The 17657-nt window shown below is 66.4% G+C and carries 11 protein-coding genes; 5 read left to right on the forward strand and 6 right to left on the reverse strand.

Going from position 1 to position 17657, the window contains the following annotated elements:
• Nucleotides 1–321 precede the first annotated feature (321 nt).
• Both ACFWXC_RS49370 and ACFWXC_RS49375 read left to right on the forward strand, forming a co-directional pair.
• A complete protein-coding gene (locus ACFWXC_RS49370) occupies nt 322–1812 on the forward strand; it encodes an MFS transporter (protein ID WP_384490228.1) in 1491 nt (496 codons plus the stop codon).
• A gap of 122 nt (nt 1813–1934) precedes the next feature.
• Nucleotides 1935–2099, forward strand: a complete 165-nt coding sequence (locus tag ACFWXC_RS49375) for a hypothetical protein (protein WP_384490230.1) — start codon at nt 1935–1937, stop codon at nt 2097–2099.
• Nucleotides 2100–2457: 358 nt separating this feature from the next.
• On the opposite strand, the gene ACFWXC_RS49380 is transcribed toward ACFWXC_RS49375, so the two are convergent.
• Nucleotides 2458–6075, reverse strand: coding sequence for a S8 family serine peptidase (locus ACFWXC_RS49380; protein ID WP_384490232.1), 3618 nt, complete (start codon nt 6073–6075; stop codon nt 2458–2460).
• Nucleotides 6076–6837: 762 nt separating this feature from the next.
• On the opposite strand from ACFWXC_RS49380, the gene ACFWXC_RS49385 reads away from it, so the two are divergent.
• Nucleotides 6838–7842 (forward strand): LuxR family transcriptional regulator, encoded by a 1005-nt coding sequence (locus tag ACFWXC_RS49385; RefSeq protein WP_384490234.1) that lies wholly within the window; start codon nt 6838–6840, stop codon nt 7840–7842.
• 896 nt (nt 7843–8738) lie between these two features.
• Here ACFWXC_RS49385 and ACFWXC_RS49390 read toward each other — a convergent pair.
• From ACFWXC_RS49390 to ACFWXC_RS49410, 5 genes are all read right to left on the reverse strand, one after another.
• The gene (locus ACFWXC_RS49390) at nt 8739–9005 is read right to left on the reverse strand and encodes a hypothetical protein (RefSeq protein ID WP_384490236.1); all 267 of its coding nucleotides are present in this window, start codon (nt 9003–9005) and stop codon (nt 8739–8741) included.
• 785 nt (nt 9006–9790) lie between these two features.
• The gene (locus tag ACFWXC_RS49395) at nt 9791–10846 is read right to left on the reverse strand and encodes a tartrate dehydrogenase (protein WP_384490238.1); all 1056 of its coding nucleotides are present in this window, start codon (nt 10844–10846) and stop codon (nt 9791–9793) included.
• Between the two features lie 81 nt (nt 10847–10927).
• A complete protein-coding gene (locus ACFWXC_RS49400) occupies nt 10928–11815 on the reverse strand; it encodes a LysR family transcriptional regulator (protein WP_384490240.1) in 888 nt (295 codons plus the stop codon).
• Nucleotides 11816–12374: 559 nt separating this feature from the next.
• Nucleotides 12375–13652, reverse strand: coding sequence for a condensation domain-containing protein (locus ACFWXC_RS49405; protein ID WP_384490242.1), 1278 nt, complete (start codon nt 13650–13652; stop codon nt 12375–12377).
• A gap of 1018 nt (nt 13653–14670) precedes the next feature.
• Entirely contained in the window at nt 14671–15609 is a 939-nt protein-coding gene (locus tag ACFWXC_RS49410; RefSeq protein WP_384490244.1) for an NAD-dependent epimerase/dehydratase family protein, read from the reverse strand.
• Nucleotides 15610–15901: 292 nt separating this feature from the next.
• On the opposite strand from ACFWXC_RS49410, the gene ACFWXC_RS49415 reads away from it, so the two are divergent.
• A complete protein-coding gene (locus ACFWXC_RS49415; RefSeq protein WP_384490246.1) occupies nt 15902–16504 on the forward strand; it encodes an IS3 family transposase in 603 nt (200 codons plus the stop codon).
• Between the two features lie 880 nt (nt 16505–17384).
• A partial coding sequence (locus tag ACFWXC_RS49420) for a transposase (RefSeq protein WP_384490248.1) occupies nt 17385–17657 on the forward strand: 273 nt, incomplete at its 3' end.

The raw sequence follows: 17657 nt of genomic DNA on the forward strand, positions 1-17657 counted from the left end.
TCCGTCGATCTACAGCAGTGGATGGCAAGAGCCGGGATGTGGGACCGCGCTGGCGTATAACAGGCGACGGGTGCGGTGCTTGGCCACACCGAAATCGCCTCCCCGCCCGACGTGGCCGACCGACTCGCGCCTCCAGGGCATACGACGCAGGACGTGACACTGGTCCCAGCGTGGCAGGCCGCGTACGGCCTGGTTCCCGCGCAGCTCCGCATCTTCTTCAGGTGGTCCTTCCTTCGGACGTGTTGCGTGATCCGGCTGCGCTGCGCACGCGTTGCTCCATCCCCGCTCTTTCACTCTCCGCATCGCTAGGTAGGCACACCCATGCCTGAAACGGCTCAGTTCGTAGACCCCCGGCGTTGGAAAGCGCTGACATTCATCGCCCTCGCCCAGCTGACGGTCATACTCGATTCGACCATCGTGAACATAGCCCTGCCCTCCGCCCAGGCAGACCTCGGCATCTCCGACGGCAACCGGCAGTGGGTCATAACTGCGTACGCCCTCGCCTTCGGTGGCCTACTCCTCTTCGGTGGCCGCTTCGCCGACCTGTGGGGCCGTAAGCAGGCCTTTGTCATCGGTCTCATCGGCTTCGCGGCCGCCTCCGCGCTGGGCGGCGCCGCGGTCAACACCGGGATGCTGCTCGGCGCCCGCGCCTTCCAGGGCATGTTCGGCGCCCTGCTCGCTCCGGCTGCGCTCTCGCTGCTCGCCGTGATGTTCACCGACGCCAAGGAACGGGCCAAGGCGTACGGCCTCTTCAGCGCCATTGCCGGCAGTGGCGGCGCCGTCGGCCTGATTCTCGGCGGTGTGCTGACCGAGTATCTGGACTGGCGTTGGACCTTCTTCGTGAACATCCCCTTCGCCGCCATCGCCGTGGCCGGTGCGATAGTCGTGATCCGCGAGCCCTCCGACAGCCGCAACCCGTCCAAGCTCGATATCCCCGGCGTCCTCCTGGTCACCCTGGGCCTGGTCTCACTGGTCTACGGCTTCACGCATGCCGAGACTGACGGCTGGTCCGCTGGCGGGACTGCCGGCCTGTTCGTCGCAGCCGCCGCGCTACTGGTCGCCTTCACGGTCGTCGAGTCCAAGGCGAAGGCCCCGCTGCTTCCGCCGCGCGTCGTAACGGAACGAAACCGCGGCGGTGCCTATCTGTCGATGGGACTCGGGGTCATCGGCCTGTTCGGCCTGTTCCTCTTCCTCACCTACTACCTACAGATCGTCAAGGACTACAGCCCGGTCATGACCGGGCTGGCCTTCCTCCCGTTGATCACAGGCCTGATCGTCGGCTCAACCCAGATCAGCGCCCGGCTGATACTCCACATCGCGCCGCGCCTGCTGATGGGTCCAGGCCTCCTGGCCGGCGCCGCCGGCATGCTGATGCTGACGCAGATCGACCTGAACACCTCGTACCCAGTCCTGATCTTGCCCGCCTTCGTCCTACTCGGCCTCGGCCTGGGCACGGCCTTCATGACGGCGATCAGTCTGGCCACGCACGGCGTCCATCCGCGCGACACAGGCATTGCCTCCGCGATGATCAACACCTCGCAGCAAGTAGGTGGCGCAATCGGCACCGCGCTCCTCAACACCATCGCCGCCGGTGCCACCGCCGCATATGCCACAACCCACCCTGGCGGGGCCACGTCGACCGAGCGGCTGCAGTCACTGGTGCACGGCTACACCACCGCCATCTGGTGGGCCGTCGGCATCCTCATTGTGGCCGCCGCGGTCGCCATCATCTTCGTCAACGCCCAGCGTCAAGCCTACGGTCCGGACGGCGAGGGCACGGAAAAGGATTCGGTCCCGATCATGACGCACTGACCCTGTCACACCGAGATGCATGGACTGGCTCGCCGCTCCGCACGAGTGGCAGTCGGCCGACTCTGTTCCCCGCCCCGCTTTCTCGACGTCCAGTGGTACCGCTTCTGGCACGCACTCACGCTTTGAGTACCAAGAACGTCGCCACCCGCACCCTTGCGCGCGATCTCGCCTCCGTTGCCGCGGCCCGTGCCGGGGCCAGCGCGCATCTGGCCAACTGGGCTTTGGAGGAACTCGACTTCACGACCACCCTGGTCCTCGGCGAACTGGTCACCAACGCGATCAACTAGTCCACCGGCCCCGTCGAGCTCCGCCTGATCCGCGACCACACACTGATCTGTGAGGTCTCCGACACCAGCGGCGCGGCCCCTCATGCACGCCATCCGAATACGAGCGATGTTCCGGCGTGACTCCTGATCCTGGAAGATGCATCGATGACCAGTGACAACGTGACTGAGCCCGGAACCCCGGCGATGGCCCGTTTGAGCTGCGCGCCGACAGGTTGTCCAAGTCCAAGGGGGTACGGGCGGGCATGAGAACGAGGGCATCCGAGATCGTTCTGTGACGAACAACCCAGATGCCCTCGTGCGGCCCTTGGCCGCGGCCTCCACCGCGGGCAGGGGCCTTTTCGTCAGCCGCCCGCCGGCGCTACTTCAGGCCGAAGGCGCGGATCAGGGTCTGGCTCACGCTGTTCCCCTTCGTGTCCCTCGCCGTCGTACGCAGGCTCGCGAAGCGGGCCCGGGACGGTGCGTCGAACCGCGCCTTCCAGTCGCCGCCCGACTGCCGCAGCCTCGTCCGGCACCACGTGGCACCGTCGTCGTACGACACTTCCAGCATCACCGTGCGGATCGCGCCCGTGCCCGCCGCTCCCTTCAGGTGCGACGGGGTGACCGTCAGCCCGGTCCGCCGGTGCGCCTTGCCGACCAGGTCGGTGGCCACCGCGTAGTCGAGCTGCACCAGCGGCAGAGGCGTGAGAACCGTGTAGTCCGTGGTGCTGGAGGTGAACCCCCACTCGGTGCGCGTGCGGGTCGAGTAAGGCCGGTCCGGCAGGTTCCGCTTGCCCTCGACCACCATCCGGTACGGCAGCGCGTCCGGTGACACACCCTCAACGGTGACGATCCGCTCATTGGCGTCCTCGCCGAGCAGCTGGTCGCCCTGGTACAGGGAGATCTTCGATGTGTCGCTGTCGGCCCAGACGACTCCCGCGTGGCCGCCGGAGTCTCCCCAGGCCGGCGCCGCGGAGGTGCTGATGACGTCCCCGACCCGGAAGGGGGCCCGCCAGCTGATGCCGTCGTTCAGCAGCCGCGGGTGCTGGATGGGTGAGAACCAGCTCTCGCCGGTGGTGCTGCGCGGCTTGTACGAACGCGCCGGGCCCCGTTGGCCCAGGTCGCCCATGGCCGCGGAGGAGATCCAGCGGATGTCGGCGCCCGCCGTGACCCACGACGTCATGGTGCCCTGCGCCGGGACCGGGGTCAGCTTGACGAGCATGGGGCTGTCGGAGACGGCGGACACGTCCTCCCGATACTCCACGGCCTCGCCCTGCTTGGTGTCGCGGAACTCCTCGTCGATTCGGGCCAGTTCACCGGGGCCGGGCCGATAGGACGGATCCCGGGGGATCGCCCCTTCGTGGTGGCGGACCAGGTCGTACAGGTAGCGCGGATGCGGGTGCGAGACCACCTTCAGCGTCGCTGTGCCGGTCTTGCGGAGCCGGCTGAGCAGCCGTGTGCTGTCGTCGGTGCCGAGCGAGGCCGTCGGCAGCGGGGCGGCGTCGGGAAGGTCGGCCCAGGGGTCGAACTTTCCGTAGCCGTCGTTGAGGATCAGCAGTTGCCTGGCGCCGGCCTTCGCCGCCGTCGCGGCCTGGTCCGGGGCGGGCACGGTGTCGTTGCGGCGGACGACCGCCACCTGGCCCCGCACCTTCAGCTTGCGGAAGTCCGCGGCCGAGCCGTTGCCGGCCCAGACGGCCCGGTAGGTGCCGGTACCCTCGGGCAGTGCGCGGGACAGGCTCTGGATGACGACGTCGTCGTAGGTCTGCGAGCCGGCGGAGAACGTCAGCGGGGGCTGGATCTGCCGCCAGCGGGTCGCGAAGGTGTACGAGCCCTTCGTCACCTTCGGCGTCGGGGTCACCCAGAGGCTGTCGTACCGCCAGTACTCGGGCATGTAGCTGTCCATGAACGGGAACAGGTCGCCGTTCGCCCGGTACTGGTCCACCCTCATGAACTCATTCGCGGTCGGCTGCGGGGTGAAGGCGGCCGCCCTGCGCAGATCCGCCGCGTCGAAACGGACGGTGCGGTCGGCGTCGAGGTCGATCTGCGGCGCGGAGAACATTCCGAAGCCCAGCGTGTGCGTGCCGTCGATCCCGGGCACGGCGGTGTTCATCCATGCCGAGTAGGTGCTCGTGGGCAGGCGCAGGGTCATCCGGCCCGAGGCGTCGACCTCGTACACCTTGGGCGCGGTGTTGTGCTCGACGTCCTTCAGGACGAGGGTGCCGGACAGAGCGGCCCCGTGCCGGTCCTTCGCCGTGATCGACAGCGTGGCCCGGCTGCCCTCCTTGTTCACGCCGACCGGCGTGCGGGCGAGAACCGTGCCGTCGGCGCCGGTGGCGACGAGCCGGCCGGCGTAGGCGCTGTTGTCCTCCGCCGCGTCGAGGTGGGTGATCACGCCGACAGCGGTAGTGCCGTGCGCGGGCACGGTCACCCGGGAGTCGGTGAGGGTGAACAGGCCCTCGGGCAGCTGGTCCTGGCTCAGGGACAGGTCCACGGTGACCTGCTCGGCCCCGGTGTTGGTGTAGGTGACGTCCTTGCGGACGGTCTGGCCCGGTGTGTACGGGTAGTGGGTCTGGGCGAACGCGGCCCCGGAGGCGAACAGTGTGGCCTTCACGGCGGCGGCGATGTCGAGCCGGCCACTGCCGGCCTGGAAGGGGCTGAAGCGTTGGGTGCTCGCGGTGGTGCTGATCAGGGCGTCCTTGAGCTGCTGGCCGGTCCAGTCCGGGTGCTTGGCGGCCAACAGGGCCGCAGCGCCCGCGACGTGCGGTGTCGCCATGGAGGTGCCGCTCATCGTCTGGTAGGCGCCCTCACCCTCCGGTGCGTACTGCGAGCGGGCCGCCAGCACGTTCACACCCGGGGCGGTCAGATCGGGCTTGATGGCGTTGTCGCCCAGGCGGGGGCCGCGGCTGGAGAAGCTCGCCAGCTGGTCCACGCCCTTCCCCGGGCCATTCACCGCGCCGACCGTCAGCGCGGCGTCCGCCGCTCCCGGAGCGCTCACGCTGTACGCCTCCGGGCCGGAGTTGCCCGCCGCGATGACGAACAGCGTTCCGGTCTCCTCGCTGAGCCGATTCACCGCCTGGCTCAGCGGGTCGGTGCCGTCGGTGGGCCCGCCGCCCAGGCTCATGCTGACGACCTTGGCGTGCTGGTCCCGGGCAGCCCACTCCATGCCCGCCAGAATCCAGGAGTCCTGACCGCTGCCGTCGTTGTCCAGCACCTTGCCGATGTGCAGCCCGGCGCCCGGGGCGACGCCCTTCTCCTTGCCGCCGGACGCGGCCCCGGTGCCGGCGACGGTCGAGGCGACATGGGTCCCGTGGCCGTGCCGGTCGGTGATGTCCTGCCCTGGCACGAAACTCTCCGTGGCCACGATGCGGTCGGCGAAGTCCGGGTGCGCGGCGTCGATCCCGGTGTCCAGCACCGCGACGTCCACACCCTGCCCGGTGTCCCCGCCCGCCCAGACCTCGGGCGCGCCGATCTGCGCGGTGGTGTCGGACAGCGTGGCCTTGACCTTCCCGTCCAGCCACACCTTCGCGATCCCGCCCGCCAGCGCCGCCGGCGCCGACCCGGCCGAGCGCGCCCCCGTGGACGCCGTCCCGGCACCGATGAGGGAGGACCAGAAGTCCGCCGTCCGCGTGTGCTTCGCGGATATCGCCGCGCCCTGGACGCTGCTCAGGACCAGGGTCCTGCTGGCGCCCTCGGGGGTCTTCATGGCCCGGGAGCGGGTTGCCGCGTCGGTGTACGTGACGATCAGCGGCAGATGGTCGCTGCGCGCGTCGTCGTAGCCGTCCGCGAGCAGTTCGGTCACGTTGAACAGGTGCTCGTCCAGCGCCCCGGAGGCGATGAAGGGCAACGCTGCGCCGGGATACACATAGGTGTCGTCACCGACCGAGATGACGTGCGCGCCACCGGTCCTGCCCTGCGGATCGGTTACCGACGTGACCGAGTACCGGCCGCCGTTCGCGGTCACCGTGACCTTGTCACCGGTGATCAGCGTGACGGTACGCACAATCGCAGAACCGGCGGCGACGGTTGCGGTGGGGGCCGGGGGCATCGGAGCGGCGTCGGCAGACGCGGCAGGACCGGTGGCTGTCAGCACCATCAGGGCGGCGACGGCGGCTGTCAACCCGCGTCTGCGGGACGGAGGCATGCGCAAGGGAACCTCATGAACTAGATGGGCGGCAGTCCTTGGCAGTCAGCCATCCGTTCACGTCACTGTAAAGTCAGCGCTTTGGCACTTATGTGCCACGTCACCAAGTGGACAAGGTGCAAGTCGGCACAATCATCTCCAAGCAGGGCAGCATGCTGCAAGGCGCGAGGAGTTTGTCGGATCCCCGAGAAAGCCCATCCGTGCAAGTCGGCCGCCGCTGTCTGGCGCAGTACGGCCGGGTATTCCTCACTCCTCCATTTCGACCGAGCCAGAACCCGCAAGGGTCGTAACCTGCAATTAACTTGCCCCTTTGGCGAATCGTCACATCAGTCTTGTTTCCTTCGTCGACAGCCCGGCTGGACGCTGCGAGCAGACATGATGCTCCGGATGTTCGGCCCGCATGCCGCAGTCCGGCGTCCTGGCCCCGACTTCTCATCCCGGTAGCCGGAGTGGAGCGTCGAATCGATTGAAGATGTCGACCTTTGCGGCGGCGCGACGACGGCAGATCAAGGGATCCCTACCCGGAGGCAACCGACGACGGGGGCCTGTTCCCCTGGCCGCCACCGCGGCTTGTATTTTCCTGATCGATATCACAAGGGCAAAGGCAAGAGGTGGAGAGCAATGACGGAAACCGACGCACCCTTGGAGTTGGTTGGGCTCGATACAGAGGCTGAGGCTGTCTATCGCCATCTACTGGTGCACGGTGGCGGGACTGTTGACAATATAGTGGCGGCATTCGGAGTGGGCTCCGAGCACGCGTTGGTGTTGCTCGAACGTCTGCACCACTCCGGGTTGGTCAGCCGTAGATCCTCAGGGGCGTTCCTCACGGTGGATCCCCGTCACGCGCTGCGGACACTGGTGGAGTCCCGTGAGCGTCAACTGGCTGCCGTGCGGGACGCGGCGGGGCCGCTGGGTGCGATCTTCGACAGCGCCAGGCGGTCCAGTACGGCCGAACCCGCCACCAGGACGATCAGCGGTCCGGAGGCGGTCGGCGACTGCTACTACCGCTTGAAGCAGGCAGCCCGATCCGAGATCTGCGCCATGGACCGCCCTCCGTTCCTGCTGGCTCCGAATGGACCACTCGACGAGGCGGCGGTCCGGCGCGGGGTGCGGGTGCGGGTCGTCTACGCGGCTGCCAGTTTCGATGCTGAAAGCGGCTGGCAGGCGCTGGGTGGTCTCGTGTCGCGTGGCGAAGAAGCCAGGGTCGTCCCGGCGCTGCCCATCAAATTGGCGATGGCGGACCGGTCGGCCGCGATGGTGTCGCTGAGCTTGTCAGCCGACAGCAACGAGTGCCTCTACACCGAAGCGCCCCCCTTGCTGAATGCATTGACCGAGTTCTTCGAGCATTACTGGGCCACGGCGCCCTCACTGAGTGGTGCCCCGGACTCCGAGCGGTTGCCGTCACCAGGGCCGTCCACCCAAGGCGACCAGACGCGGAAGCCCACGGACGAAGAGCGAAACCTGCTTGCGCTCTTTGCTGCTGGAGTCAAGGACGACGCCATTGCCCGCCAGTTCGGGGTGTCGACACGGACGCTGCGGCGGCGGATCCAAGACCTTTACGCAGAGCTGGGGACCACCAGCCGGTTCGGCGCTGGTGTCGCGGCAGCTCGACGCAACTGGGTTTGAGTGTCCTGGCCCGTCGGACCATTCGGAATTTCCCTCGAGCCGACGACTCCCTCGCACCGGATTGCGCCGGACCTTCGTTCGCATCGAGCATCGGGCGGGCCCATCGGGGCGGGTCATCCTGCAACGACTCCTCGGCTTGACCGCCTACGACCACCACGCCTTGGAATCGATCATCTAGTGTTAGCGGCGGGACGGGATCGCGGGCTGACGGCCTCAGCGGGCTCGTCGGGCAGCGCAAAGCGAGGCAACGGGCTCGCAGCAACTCGGTGGCCTGCTGCCCCCTCCCCCAGCGCGGCAGAGCGCCCGGCGCACAGGATCCGCGAAGCGCGTCTGCCCCAGCCGTCGGCAACCACCGCGCCGCGCCCCGTCAAGAAGGTGCTGCGCGGCCTTCGAACTCGCGCCGGTCCTGGGCGGTGCCGGGCATCGGTTCGAGGGCGGTCCGATTCGCCGGCAATCGGACCGCCTCAGCGCCGTGGTCTGCCTGGCGGACAGTGGAGGTCTCGAGAGCCGGCGGGCGATGCCCGGCCGCTTGAGGGATGGCCAGATACGTCCAGTGCTCAAGCGCCGTGAAGCCGATGTGCGCGTACAGGCTGACGGCCAAGTCGCCGGTACGCAGGGCAGTTCGGGCGCCGGAACGGTACCCCCGGGTGACGACGTGTTTGGTTGTCTGCCGTTCGCGCTGTTCACGGCAGGGCACCATGCCGTGAACGGGGTGAGCCTGCGATCCAGGGAGCGGACGTGATGCTCGCTGTGGGGTTGGCCACAGCTTGGACCGTGGGGCAATCAGTCCGGAGTTCTGGTGGTCACTCGACAGTCACTCCCGGTGCCCAGCGGCAAGACTCTCACTGTCAGAATGCGGTGCTCCACCACTCAGGACTGAGTGCCGTTATCAGTCTTCATCCAGTGTGGGAGTTGTCTTCATGTCTGACCGTCGCCGTATCAGCCGTAATGTCGCTGTTGCCGCCGTCCTTCCACTCGCTCTCGGTGTCCTGCTTGAGGCCAATGCCGGAGCCAGCACGACGACTTCTTCCGCAACCGCCCGAAAGACAACCGCGCCGGTCCTTGAGCACGACGCTCAGGTCTTCGCCGACGCCGCCGCCAAGAACCCGCCGATCTACACGCTCAACTACGCCGACGCGCGCAAGTCGCTCGACGGCGTCCAAGCCAACTCCACCGATCTGCCGCCCGGGACATCACTCACCGCACCCTGCCAGTCGGCCCGACCGGCAAGGTCAGGATCCGCGTCGTCCGCCCCAAAGGCACCACCGGCAAGCTGCCCGCCATCATGTACTTCCACGGCGGCGGCAGGATCCCCGGCGACGAGAGCACGCACGACCGTCCGCCACGACGCCGACCGGGTCACGGCCGCCCTGCACATGCCCGCCACGACCCGCGACGGGGCCATGCAGGGCGTCATCTTTCATAGCAACCGCAGCAGCGCAGCACGCCTCACGGAGGTTCCGCCGAGCCTGCCGCAAGCTGGGCGTCACCCAGTCCATGGACCGGGTCGGCTCATGCTTCGACAATGCCGTCAGCAAGCCGTTCAACAGCGTCCTGAAGGTCGAACACGTCCACGGGCGCACCTTCGACGCCCATGCCCAGGCCCCAGATCCGGGGCGCTACCTGGATCACCGGTTTCTCCAACGCTCGACGGCTGCACAGCATATGTGGCTTCAAGAGCCCGATCGACTACACACGCGATTACCGAGCCAGCCTCACTGAGAGGTTGGCTGCATAGGAAGGTCTCCACGATTCGCGGGGATTGACACTCACGACAGTCTCTCAGGCAGCTAGAAAGTGCAGGATGCGCCGTCCCGGCGCATGGGTCGCGAGGCCGTGTCCCCGCCCGGGTGAGGGCCTTCTGAGCTCAGCACAGTTTCGACCGTCCCTGCGAAGATCAGGGATGGTCGGGGCATCGTCTATGCCGTCCGCCCTCACATGCAGCTATTCAGAGCAGTTCGAGCAGCTTCTCCGTGAACTCGGTGGTGGTGGCGGTTCCTCCCAGATCACCGGTGCGAACGTCGGTCTTGGCCAGGACGGCGGCGATGGCGTCGGTGACGTCTTTGGCGGCGTTGGGATGGCCAAGGTGGTCAAGCATCATCGCCGCCGACCAGATCGCGCCGAGCGGATTGGCAATGCCGCGGCCGGCGATGTCGGGGGCGGAGCCGTGAACCGGCTCGAACATCGACGGGAATTCGCGCTCCGGGTTGAGACTGGCGGACGGTGCGATGCCGATCGAGCCCGCCACAGCAGCCGCAAGGTCGCTGAGGATGTCACCGAATAGGTTGGAGGCGACGACCACGTCGAAGCGGGCCGGGTCGAGCACGAACTTGGCGGCCAGCGCGTCGATGTGCTCCTGGTCCCAGCTGACCTGGGGGTGGACGGCACCACGCTCAGCGACCAATTCATCCCAGAACGGCATGGTGTGGATGATGCCGTTCGACTTGGTGGCCGAGGTGACCTTTCCGCCGCGCCGCGCGGCGAGCTCGAAAGCGTAGTCGACGACCCTGGTCACCCCGGTCCGGGTGAACACCGCCTCCTGGATGGCGAGTTCCTCCGGCGTACCCCGGTTGAGCCGACCGCCGATCTCGCTGTACTCGCCCTCGACGTTCTCCCGCACGACGACGAGGTCGACCTCGCCCGGGACGGCCGCGCGCAGCGGGCTCTCCACTCCTTCGAAGACCCGGATCGGCCGCAGATTGATGTACTGGCGGAAGCTGCGGCGGATGGGGATCAGCAGGCCCCATAGGGAGACGTGGTCCGGCACGCCCGGGTAGCCGACGGCGCCGAGCAGGATTGCGTCCGCTTCGCGCAGCCGGTCCATGCCGTCCTCGGGCATCATCGCGCCCTCGCGCAGGTAGCGCTCGCAGGACCAGTCGTACGAGGTGTAGGAGAATCCGAAGCCATGGCGGCGGCCGATGGCGTCCAGGACCTGCTGGGCGGGCGGCAGGACCTCGGTTCCGATGCCGTCTCCCGGGATGAGCGCGATGCGGTGATTCGTCATGAAGCCGATTGCATCAAGGCGCCCGCAGTGTGTCCAAGACACGATCACAATCTGCCTTATAGGGCAGCCTTATAAGAACCCCTACTCCTCGGTGTCGGTCGTGAACGCGCACGTCAGAAAGGCTTTCGCGGCCGGGGACAGCTCGGCTCTGCGGCTGGTCAGCACGATGCGCAGGACAGTGTTCGGCTCCAGGTCGAGCACCATCGCTCCCGCGCGCTCGGCCATCCCACGCCAGGAGTCGGTGACCACCGCGACTCCGACCCCGGCCAGCACCATGGGGAGGACCGAAACGCGGTGCTCGGTCTCAGCGGCGATCGTGAGATCGATGCCTCGCTCGAGCAGGCCGTCCACGTACGCGCGTGCTGCGGTGCCCCTCTGCACGATGATCATCCGGTGCCCGGCCAACTGCTCGCAGGCGACCGGCTTGTCCGCCGGGAATGGGCCGTCGGGCGGGGTGAGCAGGACGAAGCCCTGCTCACCGACGGGGTGGGACACGACATCCTTGTCGGAGAGGGGGCCGGGCGTGGTCAGCAGTCCCAGTTCTGCGGAGCCGGTGCGCACCATGTCGATGACGTCCTGCTGAGTGAAGGCGGCACGAATGATCACCGACACGCCGGGATGACGGCTGCTGAAGGCGCGGATCATGGAGGTGAGTGGTTCGACGGCTGGGGAGGGCATCGAGGCGATGTCAAGCCGCCCTGTCCTCAGTTCGTGTACAGCGGCGACGCTGGAGCGTGCGGTCGCCATGCTGCGAACTGCCTCCCGGGCCGGTTCGATCAGCGCGGTTCCCGCCTCGGTGAGTACCGCCCGCCTGCCGATGCGGTGGAAGAGGGCAGTGCCTAGGTCGCGCTCCAGGGACTGAACAGCCTGGGAGAGCGACGGCTGCGAGACGTACAAGGCCGACGCGGCCCGGTTGAACCCGCCGTGGTCCACGATCGCGAGAAAGTACTCCAACTGCCGGATGTCCATGATTCGATTCTCGCCAATACCGTGGGTACCAGGTGCGCACAGTCCGCGCGCCGCTGGCAGATGCATCACCCGACGTGACGCCGCTCTTGATCCGGCGGCACAGACATATCGCGATGTACCGCAGAAACCCTTCCGGGTAGTGGTCCAGGTCCAGGCGGCTGCCACCGCGGGTGGCCGGCCGCTCGTGCCGGGCGACCTCGATCCGGCCGTCGTAGACGACGATCCCGGGGGCGTGCAGCAGTACCCGGACCGGGCGGGCCGATCAACTGCACCGGCACCGAGTAGTGGGTCATTCGTACGGTGATCCGCGCGTAGTGGTCCACACGTGGAATCAGCACGCGCCCGGTCTGGACGTGGTAGTCGGGTATCGGCTGGAGCTGGACCAGGGGCTTCTCGATGGGCGAAGTGCTCGCTGATGCGACGCTGGTCGTCCTGCCGGTCCCATCGTCGGTCCGGGCGCTGAGCTCGGCGAGAGTGACGACATCGGGGGCGGGGACCAGGTGGTTGCGGCGGAACCGGCCGAGCTCCTCCTCGACGCCGCCCCCCATCATGAGCGCCTTCAGCCGCAGGCCTCGATCAGCGTCGTTCGAACCTTTTCAAGAAGCTCCCCCGTCGATGTATGACCACAGGCGACCATGCGGAGTTTATCGCCATAAGTCACGATGCCAAAGACGTCCTCTCCGTCAGCCTGACACATCAAAACGGGGCCCCAGACAGCGCTCGGGTGAATCGGGCCCGTCCGGGAAATGTCGAGCAGCCCCAGGTTACTGATCATCACCTCATAACTAAGTTGTGCCGTCATGAAGCCTTCTGCCGTATCAGCGTCGGCATCCGCGGGAGTGAATTCTTGGACGGCCGCCGAGGTGGCTACCACCCCAGGCACGGATCTGGCGTCAGCAAGTTCCGTGCCGATTACGCGCGCCTGGTCCCAGAAGGCGTCGCCGCCATGGGGAGCCATTCCAGTCCGGGCACAAGTGAAGTAGTCGGCGCATTCACCATGGGCACCTATATGACGTCTGAAGTTGAATGGGGTTACGACGCGCACGTACTCTTCATCGCGCAACGTGCTGCGAACCCTGGAGGCCGCGGCGACGATCGCAGCGTGCACCGTGGTCTTCTCCGTACGGCAGCGTTCACGAAGTTGGGTGGTAAATTCCGCATCGAGCGTCATCGTGCACACGTAGGGCTTGGCCGCGTCGAACGGCCGCAGCCTGCTCACTGCTCCCAGACGGGGATCTGCAGGGAGCCGCTCAGGCAGGTTTAGCTCCTCGACGGCCGGGAGCGTGCGGGCGATGAGGTCTTCCTGGGAAAGAGGTACCGGAAGGACCGTGAGGGGCTCGCCATTCAGTGATGCCACTAGGTCCTTGAGCACGTACGTGGCGGAAATACCGTCGGCAATTGTATGGTCGAAGGAGAGCAGAAGGGTGGCAGCACTCGCGTCACGAAGCAGTACGGCACGCATCAAGGGGGCGACGGAGCGGTCGAAGGGAATACTCAGCTCTCGAGCCCCCCATGACTCCCACGTGCGCGGGTCGCATTCTGCGACAGTCAACTCGATCTCAGGAGCCGGCGCAGATCGATAGAAACCCAGTCCGGCATTTTTGTCATCTCGTACGTGTACGGACAGAAGCGGGTGACGCTCCTGCACCGCGGCGAGCGCCTTGCGGATGTCTGCTTCGGAGATGGCCGAGTCAAATTCCGCCACCACCGAGAAATGCATCGGGTTGCGCTCCATATATCGATGATACATGCGCTCGAAAGCACCGAGCGGCCGCACCAGAACAGCAGCCGAAGTCGGCTCATCATTCATAGCCGCGTGGATCTCCACGTTACCCATCACCAATTTCTCCCATACGAAATGAAGATGCGCGAATCTCGATAAAAACGCCGCATTGTTCGAGTTTATACACCGGTAAAACTAAGGTGTATTTACCCGATCCGGTGACTCTCCTCGCCGCCATCCGGCCAGATTTTTACAAGCAGCACAGGATGTCGCTAAACGAGTCGCCCAATGGACCCTTCTGGAGGTAGTCCCTTCGGGCATGAAAAGACCTGGTCTTCCGAGTGGACGGGCAGCTGGGGGCTGCATTCCCTCACCATCGACAGACTCGCCGGCCGCTTCACCGAATACACCCAGCCTGATCCGTCCCGAGCCCAGATCCTGCGCGAAGTGCCCGTGACCTTGTTCAGGCGTCCGAGACCACTGTTGTGAACTCTGGCGTGGCACGCGCCTTTGACCGCAGTGCACAGCCCCAGTCATGGCTACGCAGAGAAGCTGTGAGGTCGGGCATGCCTACAGGTGCCGCGCCATACAGGGGCAGGGACACCGCAGACCGTGTCGAATGACGGCCAATATTGCCGCGACAGCGGCCAGCACAGCACGCCGATCAGGCTCCACGAGGCGGGGGGCACCTTGATTGCATTGTTCACGAACGAACCCACATACAGCATTCTGTTGTCGCCGCAAACTCATAGCTATGTCGGTACGCCCCAGATCCGAACAACAGTTACGTCCCGAATCGACACAAGCCGGTTGAGGCATCGCCGATCTACCGCCTGGACCCAGCAGCACTTCGGGGCGACCGCCGCACTTGGCTCCCAGGCCGACCACGGTGTCGAGGTCGCCCAGGCCAGCCGGGACTCCCTGAACGATGAGACCTTGTAGTCGAAACAGGCGGAGGAGACCGCGTTGAGGCGCAGTGCGCCCGCTCCCCTGCCCACCCTTCGCCGACGGGTAGTTGATGTCACCATCCTGGTCGGCCTTACGAATCAGCCACTCGCTGCGGTACGACCGAGCAGGCCGTAGCGCTCGCGGCAGACTGCCCGCGCCAGCCCCTCACCGATCATGCGCTATGTCATCGAACCGTCGGATCGTCGGCGGGGTCGTTGCGCAGTTCCTTGCGGATCCAGTCGGTTACGGAGGCGTGTGCGGGTTGCCAGTCGAGCTCAGTGCGGGTCACTGTGCTGCGGACTCGGCTGTTGGAACCGAGGCCGTTGCGGGCGTATCCCGAACCCCACTCGGCGATGGCAGAGTCGATGTCCCATGACTGGGCAGTTCCGAGCTGGTATGCGTCGGCGACAGCCTGTGCGATGTCCCCGAAGCGGGCCTCACCGTTCTCCACGAACAAGAAGGAACCAGCGCTCGCCTTCCGAAGCGCCTTCACATACAGGCTCGCCACGTCCTCGATATGTACCGTCGACCAGACATTGTCGCCCGGGCCGATGTGCCTGGCCACACCACTATTGCGCGCCTGACGGGCCAATAGCGGCACCTGCACACTGTCGCGGTGCAGCCCGAGCCCATGACCATAGATCAGCGTGTTGCACAGAACAACAGATCGGACGTCGCGACGGGACGCGGCAAGGACGAGTCGGTCGATGGCTACGCGGTGCGCCTTGTCGGGCTCCGGCTTCCAGCCCGCCTCAGCCAGCACGTCTGCCTCAGTGAAAATGCGCCCCGGACCAGTGCCCTGATCGTCGGCGGACACGATACTCGACCCACTGGTGTGCAACAGCGCCTTGCCGGTACCGGCAAGAGCCTCGATGAGTGCCTCGGCGGCGGGGAGGTGGTCACTATCCGCAGCATTGACAACGGCGTCCGCGGCGGAGGCACCCTTGATGAGCGCCTCGCGATCGTCCAGGTCACCGAGTACTGGTGATATGCCTTGCGCTTGGAGGGATGCGGCCTTCGCCGTATCACGTGCCAGGCCGGAGACCTCGTGGCCAGCCTTGAGTAGCACTGCGGCCACGGATCCGCCGATGTAACCGGTCGCTCCTGTGATGAACACATGCATGGCAGAGTCCTTTCGTTGAGAGGGGCAACAGCCGGACCCGGTAGGCGGCGCGATCGCACGGTCGGGGTCGACAGCGGGGACGCAGCAACGGTGCTGTCCACCTGCACCCATGCACCATCGGTGCATTCTCAAATCTATATACGGGTCATAGGCCCACGTAACGTCTGACGCGCACTGTCAGTACCAGCTTTAATCGCACTCTTCGCAGCAACATGTGCTACTGGCTCGTCATGCAGCTTTGGCCGGGTAATCGGACCAGGTGCGGATCGGTGAGTCGGGACGAATGGGTGAAGTGGCTGTAGCGGACCCGGCACAAGTGGTCGGGGGGATCAGCGACTTCAGGGCCGTGCACAACATCCCGCACTGCGTCCCGTGCCGCGCCCTGGACGTGAGCGAGTCGTGGTTCTACAAGCACCGCACCCCCAAGCCCACCACGCGGCAGACCCGCCACCTGCCGCCGGGACAGGCGGTCAGGGAAGAGTTCACAGACTCCGGCGGCACCTACGGCTCACCGAAGATCTGGATCACGCTGGTCCGCAAGGGCTGGCGCGCGTCGGTGAACACCATCGCGAAGGTCATGGCCGAGCTCCGGCTGGCGGGCCGCGCGGTCCGCGGACGCCGAGGGCTGACCCGGCCCGGCAAGCGGCCGGCGAACCCGGACTTCGTGCGCCACGACTTCACCGCGGAGGCGACCGACCTGGTGTGGTGCGGGGACATGACGGAGATCAACACCGGTGAGGGCAAGCTGTATCTGGCCACGGTCATCGACCCTGTTCTCCCGCCGCCCGCTCGGATATGCGATGGGCGTCCGCCACGACGCCGACCGGGTCACGGCCGCCCTGCACATGCCCGCCACGACCCGCGACGGGGCCATGCAGGGCGTCATCTTTCATAGCAACCGCAGCAGCGCAGCACGCCTCACGGAGGTTCCGCCGAGCCTGCCGCAAGCTGGGCGTCACCCAGTCCATGGACCGGGTCGGCTCATGCTTCGACAATGCCGTCAGCAAGCCGTTCAATAGCGTCCTGAAGGTCGAACACGTCCGCCGGCGCACCTTCGACGCCCATGCCCAGGCCCCAGATCCGGGGCGCTACCTGGATCACCGGTTTCTCCAACGCTCGACGGCTGCACAGCATATGTGGCTTCAAGAGCCCGATCGACTACACACGCGATTACCGGGCCAGCCTCACTGAGAGGTTGGCTGCATAGGAAGGTCTCCACGATTCGCGGGGATTGACGTCAGTTCCGCCGACTACGAGACCGCACTCGCAGCCTGACCACCACACCAAGGGTGGTGTCCGTCAAAGCGGAACAAGCTCAGTCTGGACGTTTACTCCGACCGAGGACCGGGAGCGTCCGCCGGTCGACTATGACCAGTTGTACGTGGCACTGCGCGGGCCGACCCGTGGCCGGCCGCTCTCCTCCGACGACCTGAGCGGACACTCGGTCCGGGATGGGGTATCCCCTGCTCGAACGGGTTGAGATCTCGGGGAAGGACGGCACCGCCCCCACACGACCAGAGTGATCGTGCGGGGCATCGGACTGTCCAGGCCAGGCCAGGTGACCGAGGACGTGAGGCAAGCCGCCCGCCCATAACGTGCCAGCCCCCTGGAGGACCGTCGCCGAGCGGGAAGCGAACGCGGGAACCCAGCCGCATCCAACACCGTTCGGGATGCGGCCAGCACGCAGCAGTGGGTCAAAGACTCACTTACGCACACTGGTTAGTAGGACTCCGTTAGGTCTTCACAGCGGGCCTGTTCAGGAGCATGTTGGGTGTGTGGACGCACATGAAGTGAACCGTGTCCGGGCGACGTTGGCGTTATACGTCGCTGATGTGTTCGCGTCGGTGCCACGCAAGGACCAGCGGACCAAGGGCGAGTGTTACCTGCGGGGGCTGATGCTGGACGGCCGCCGCAAGTCGATCCAGGCGATGGCCTCGCGGCTTCCGGACGGCAACGAGCAGAACCTGCAGCAGTTCGTGAACCAGTCGACCTGGGACCCGGTGCCGGTGCAACGGCGGATCAACGAACGCATGCTGCCGTTGATCAAC

Origin of the sequence: Streptomyces sp. NPDC058683, from assembly GCF_042716195.1 — a bacterium.
GTDB lineage: Bacteria > Actinomycetota > Actinomycetes > Streptomycetales > Streptomycetaceae > Streptomyces.

What these genes read in the sequence shown, in the direction of transcription:
- ACFWXC_RS49370 (WP_384490228.1), top strand. Translation starts at nt 322, where the DNA reads ATGCCTGAAACGGCTCAGTTCGTAGACCCCCGGCGTTGGAAAGCGCTG.
- ACFWXC_RS49385 (WP_384490234.1), top strand. Translation starts at nt 6,838, where the DNA reads ATGACGGAAACCGACGCACCCTTGGAGTTGGTTGGGCTCGATACAGAG.
- ACFWXC_RS49395 (WP_384490238.1), bottom strand. Translation starts at nt 10,846, where the DNA reads ATGACGAATCACCGCATCGCGCTCATCCCGGGAGACGGCATCGGAACC.
- ACFWXC_RS49400 (WP_384490240.1), bottom strand. Translation starts at nt 11,815, where the DNA reads ATGGACATCCGGCAGTTGGAGTACTTTCTCGCGATCGTGGACCACGGC.
- ACFWXC_RS49405 (WP_384490242.1), bottom strand. Translation starts at nt 13,652, where the DNA reads ATGGGTAACGTGGAGATCCACGCGGCTATGAATGATGAGCCGACTTCG.
- ACFWXC_RS49410 (WP_384490244.1), bottom strand. Translation starts at nt 15,609, where the DNA reads ATGCATGTGTTCATCACAGGAGCGACCGGTTACATCGGCGGATCCGTG.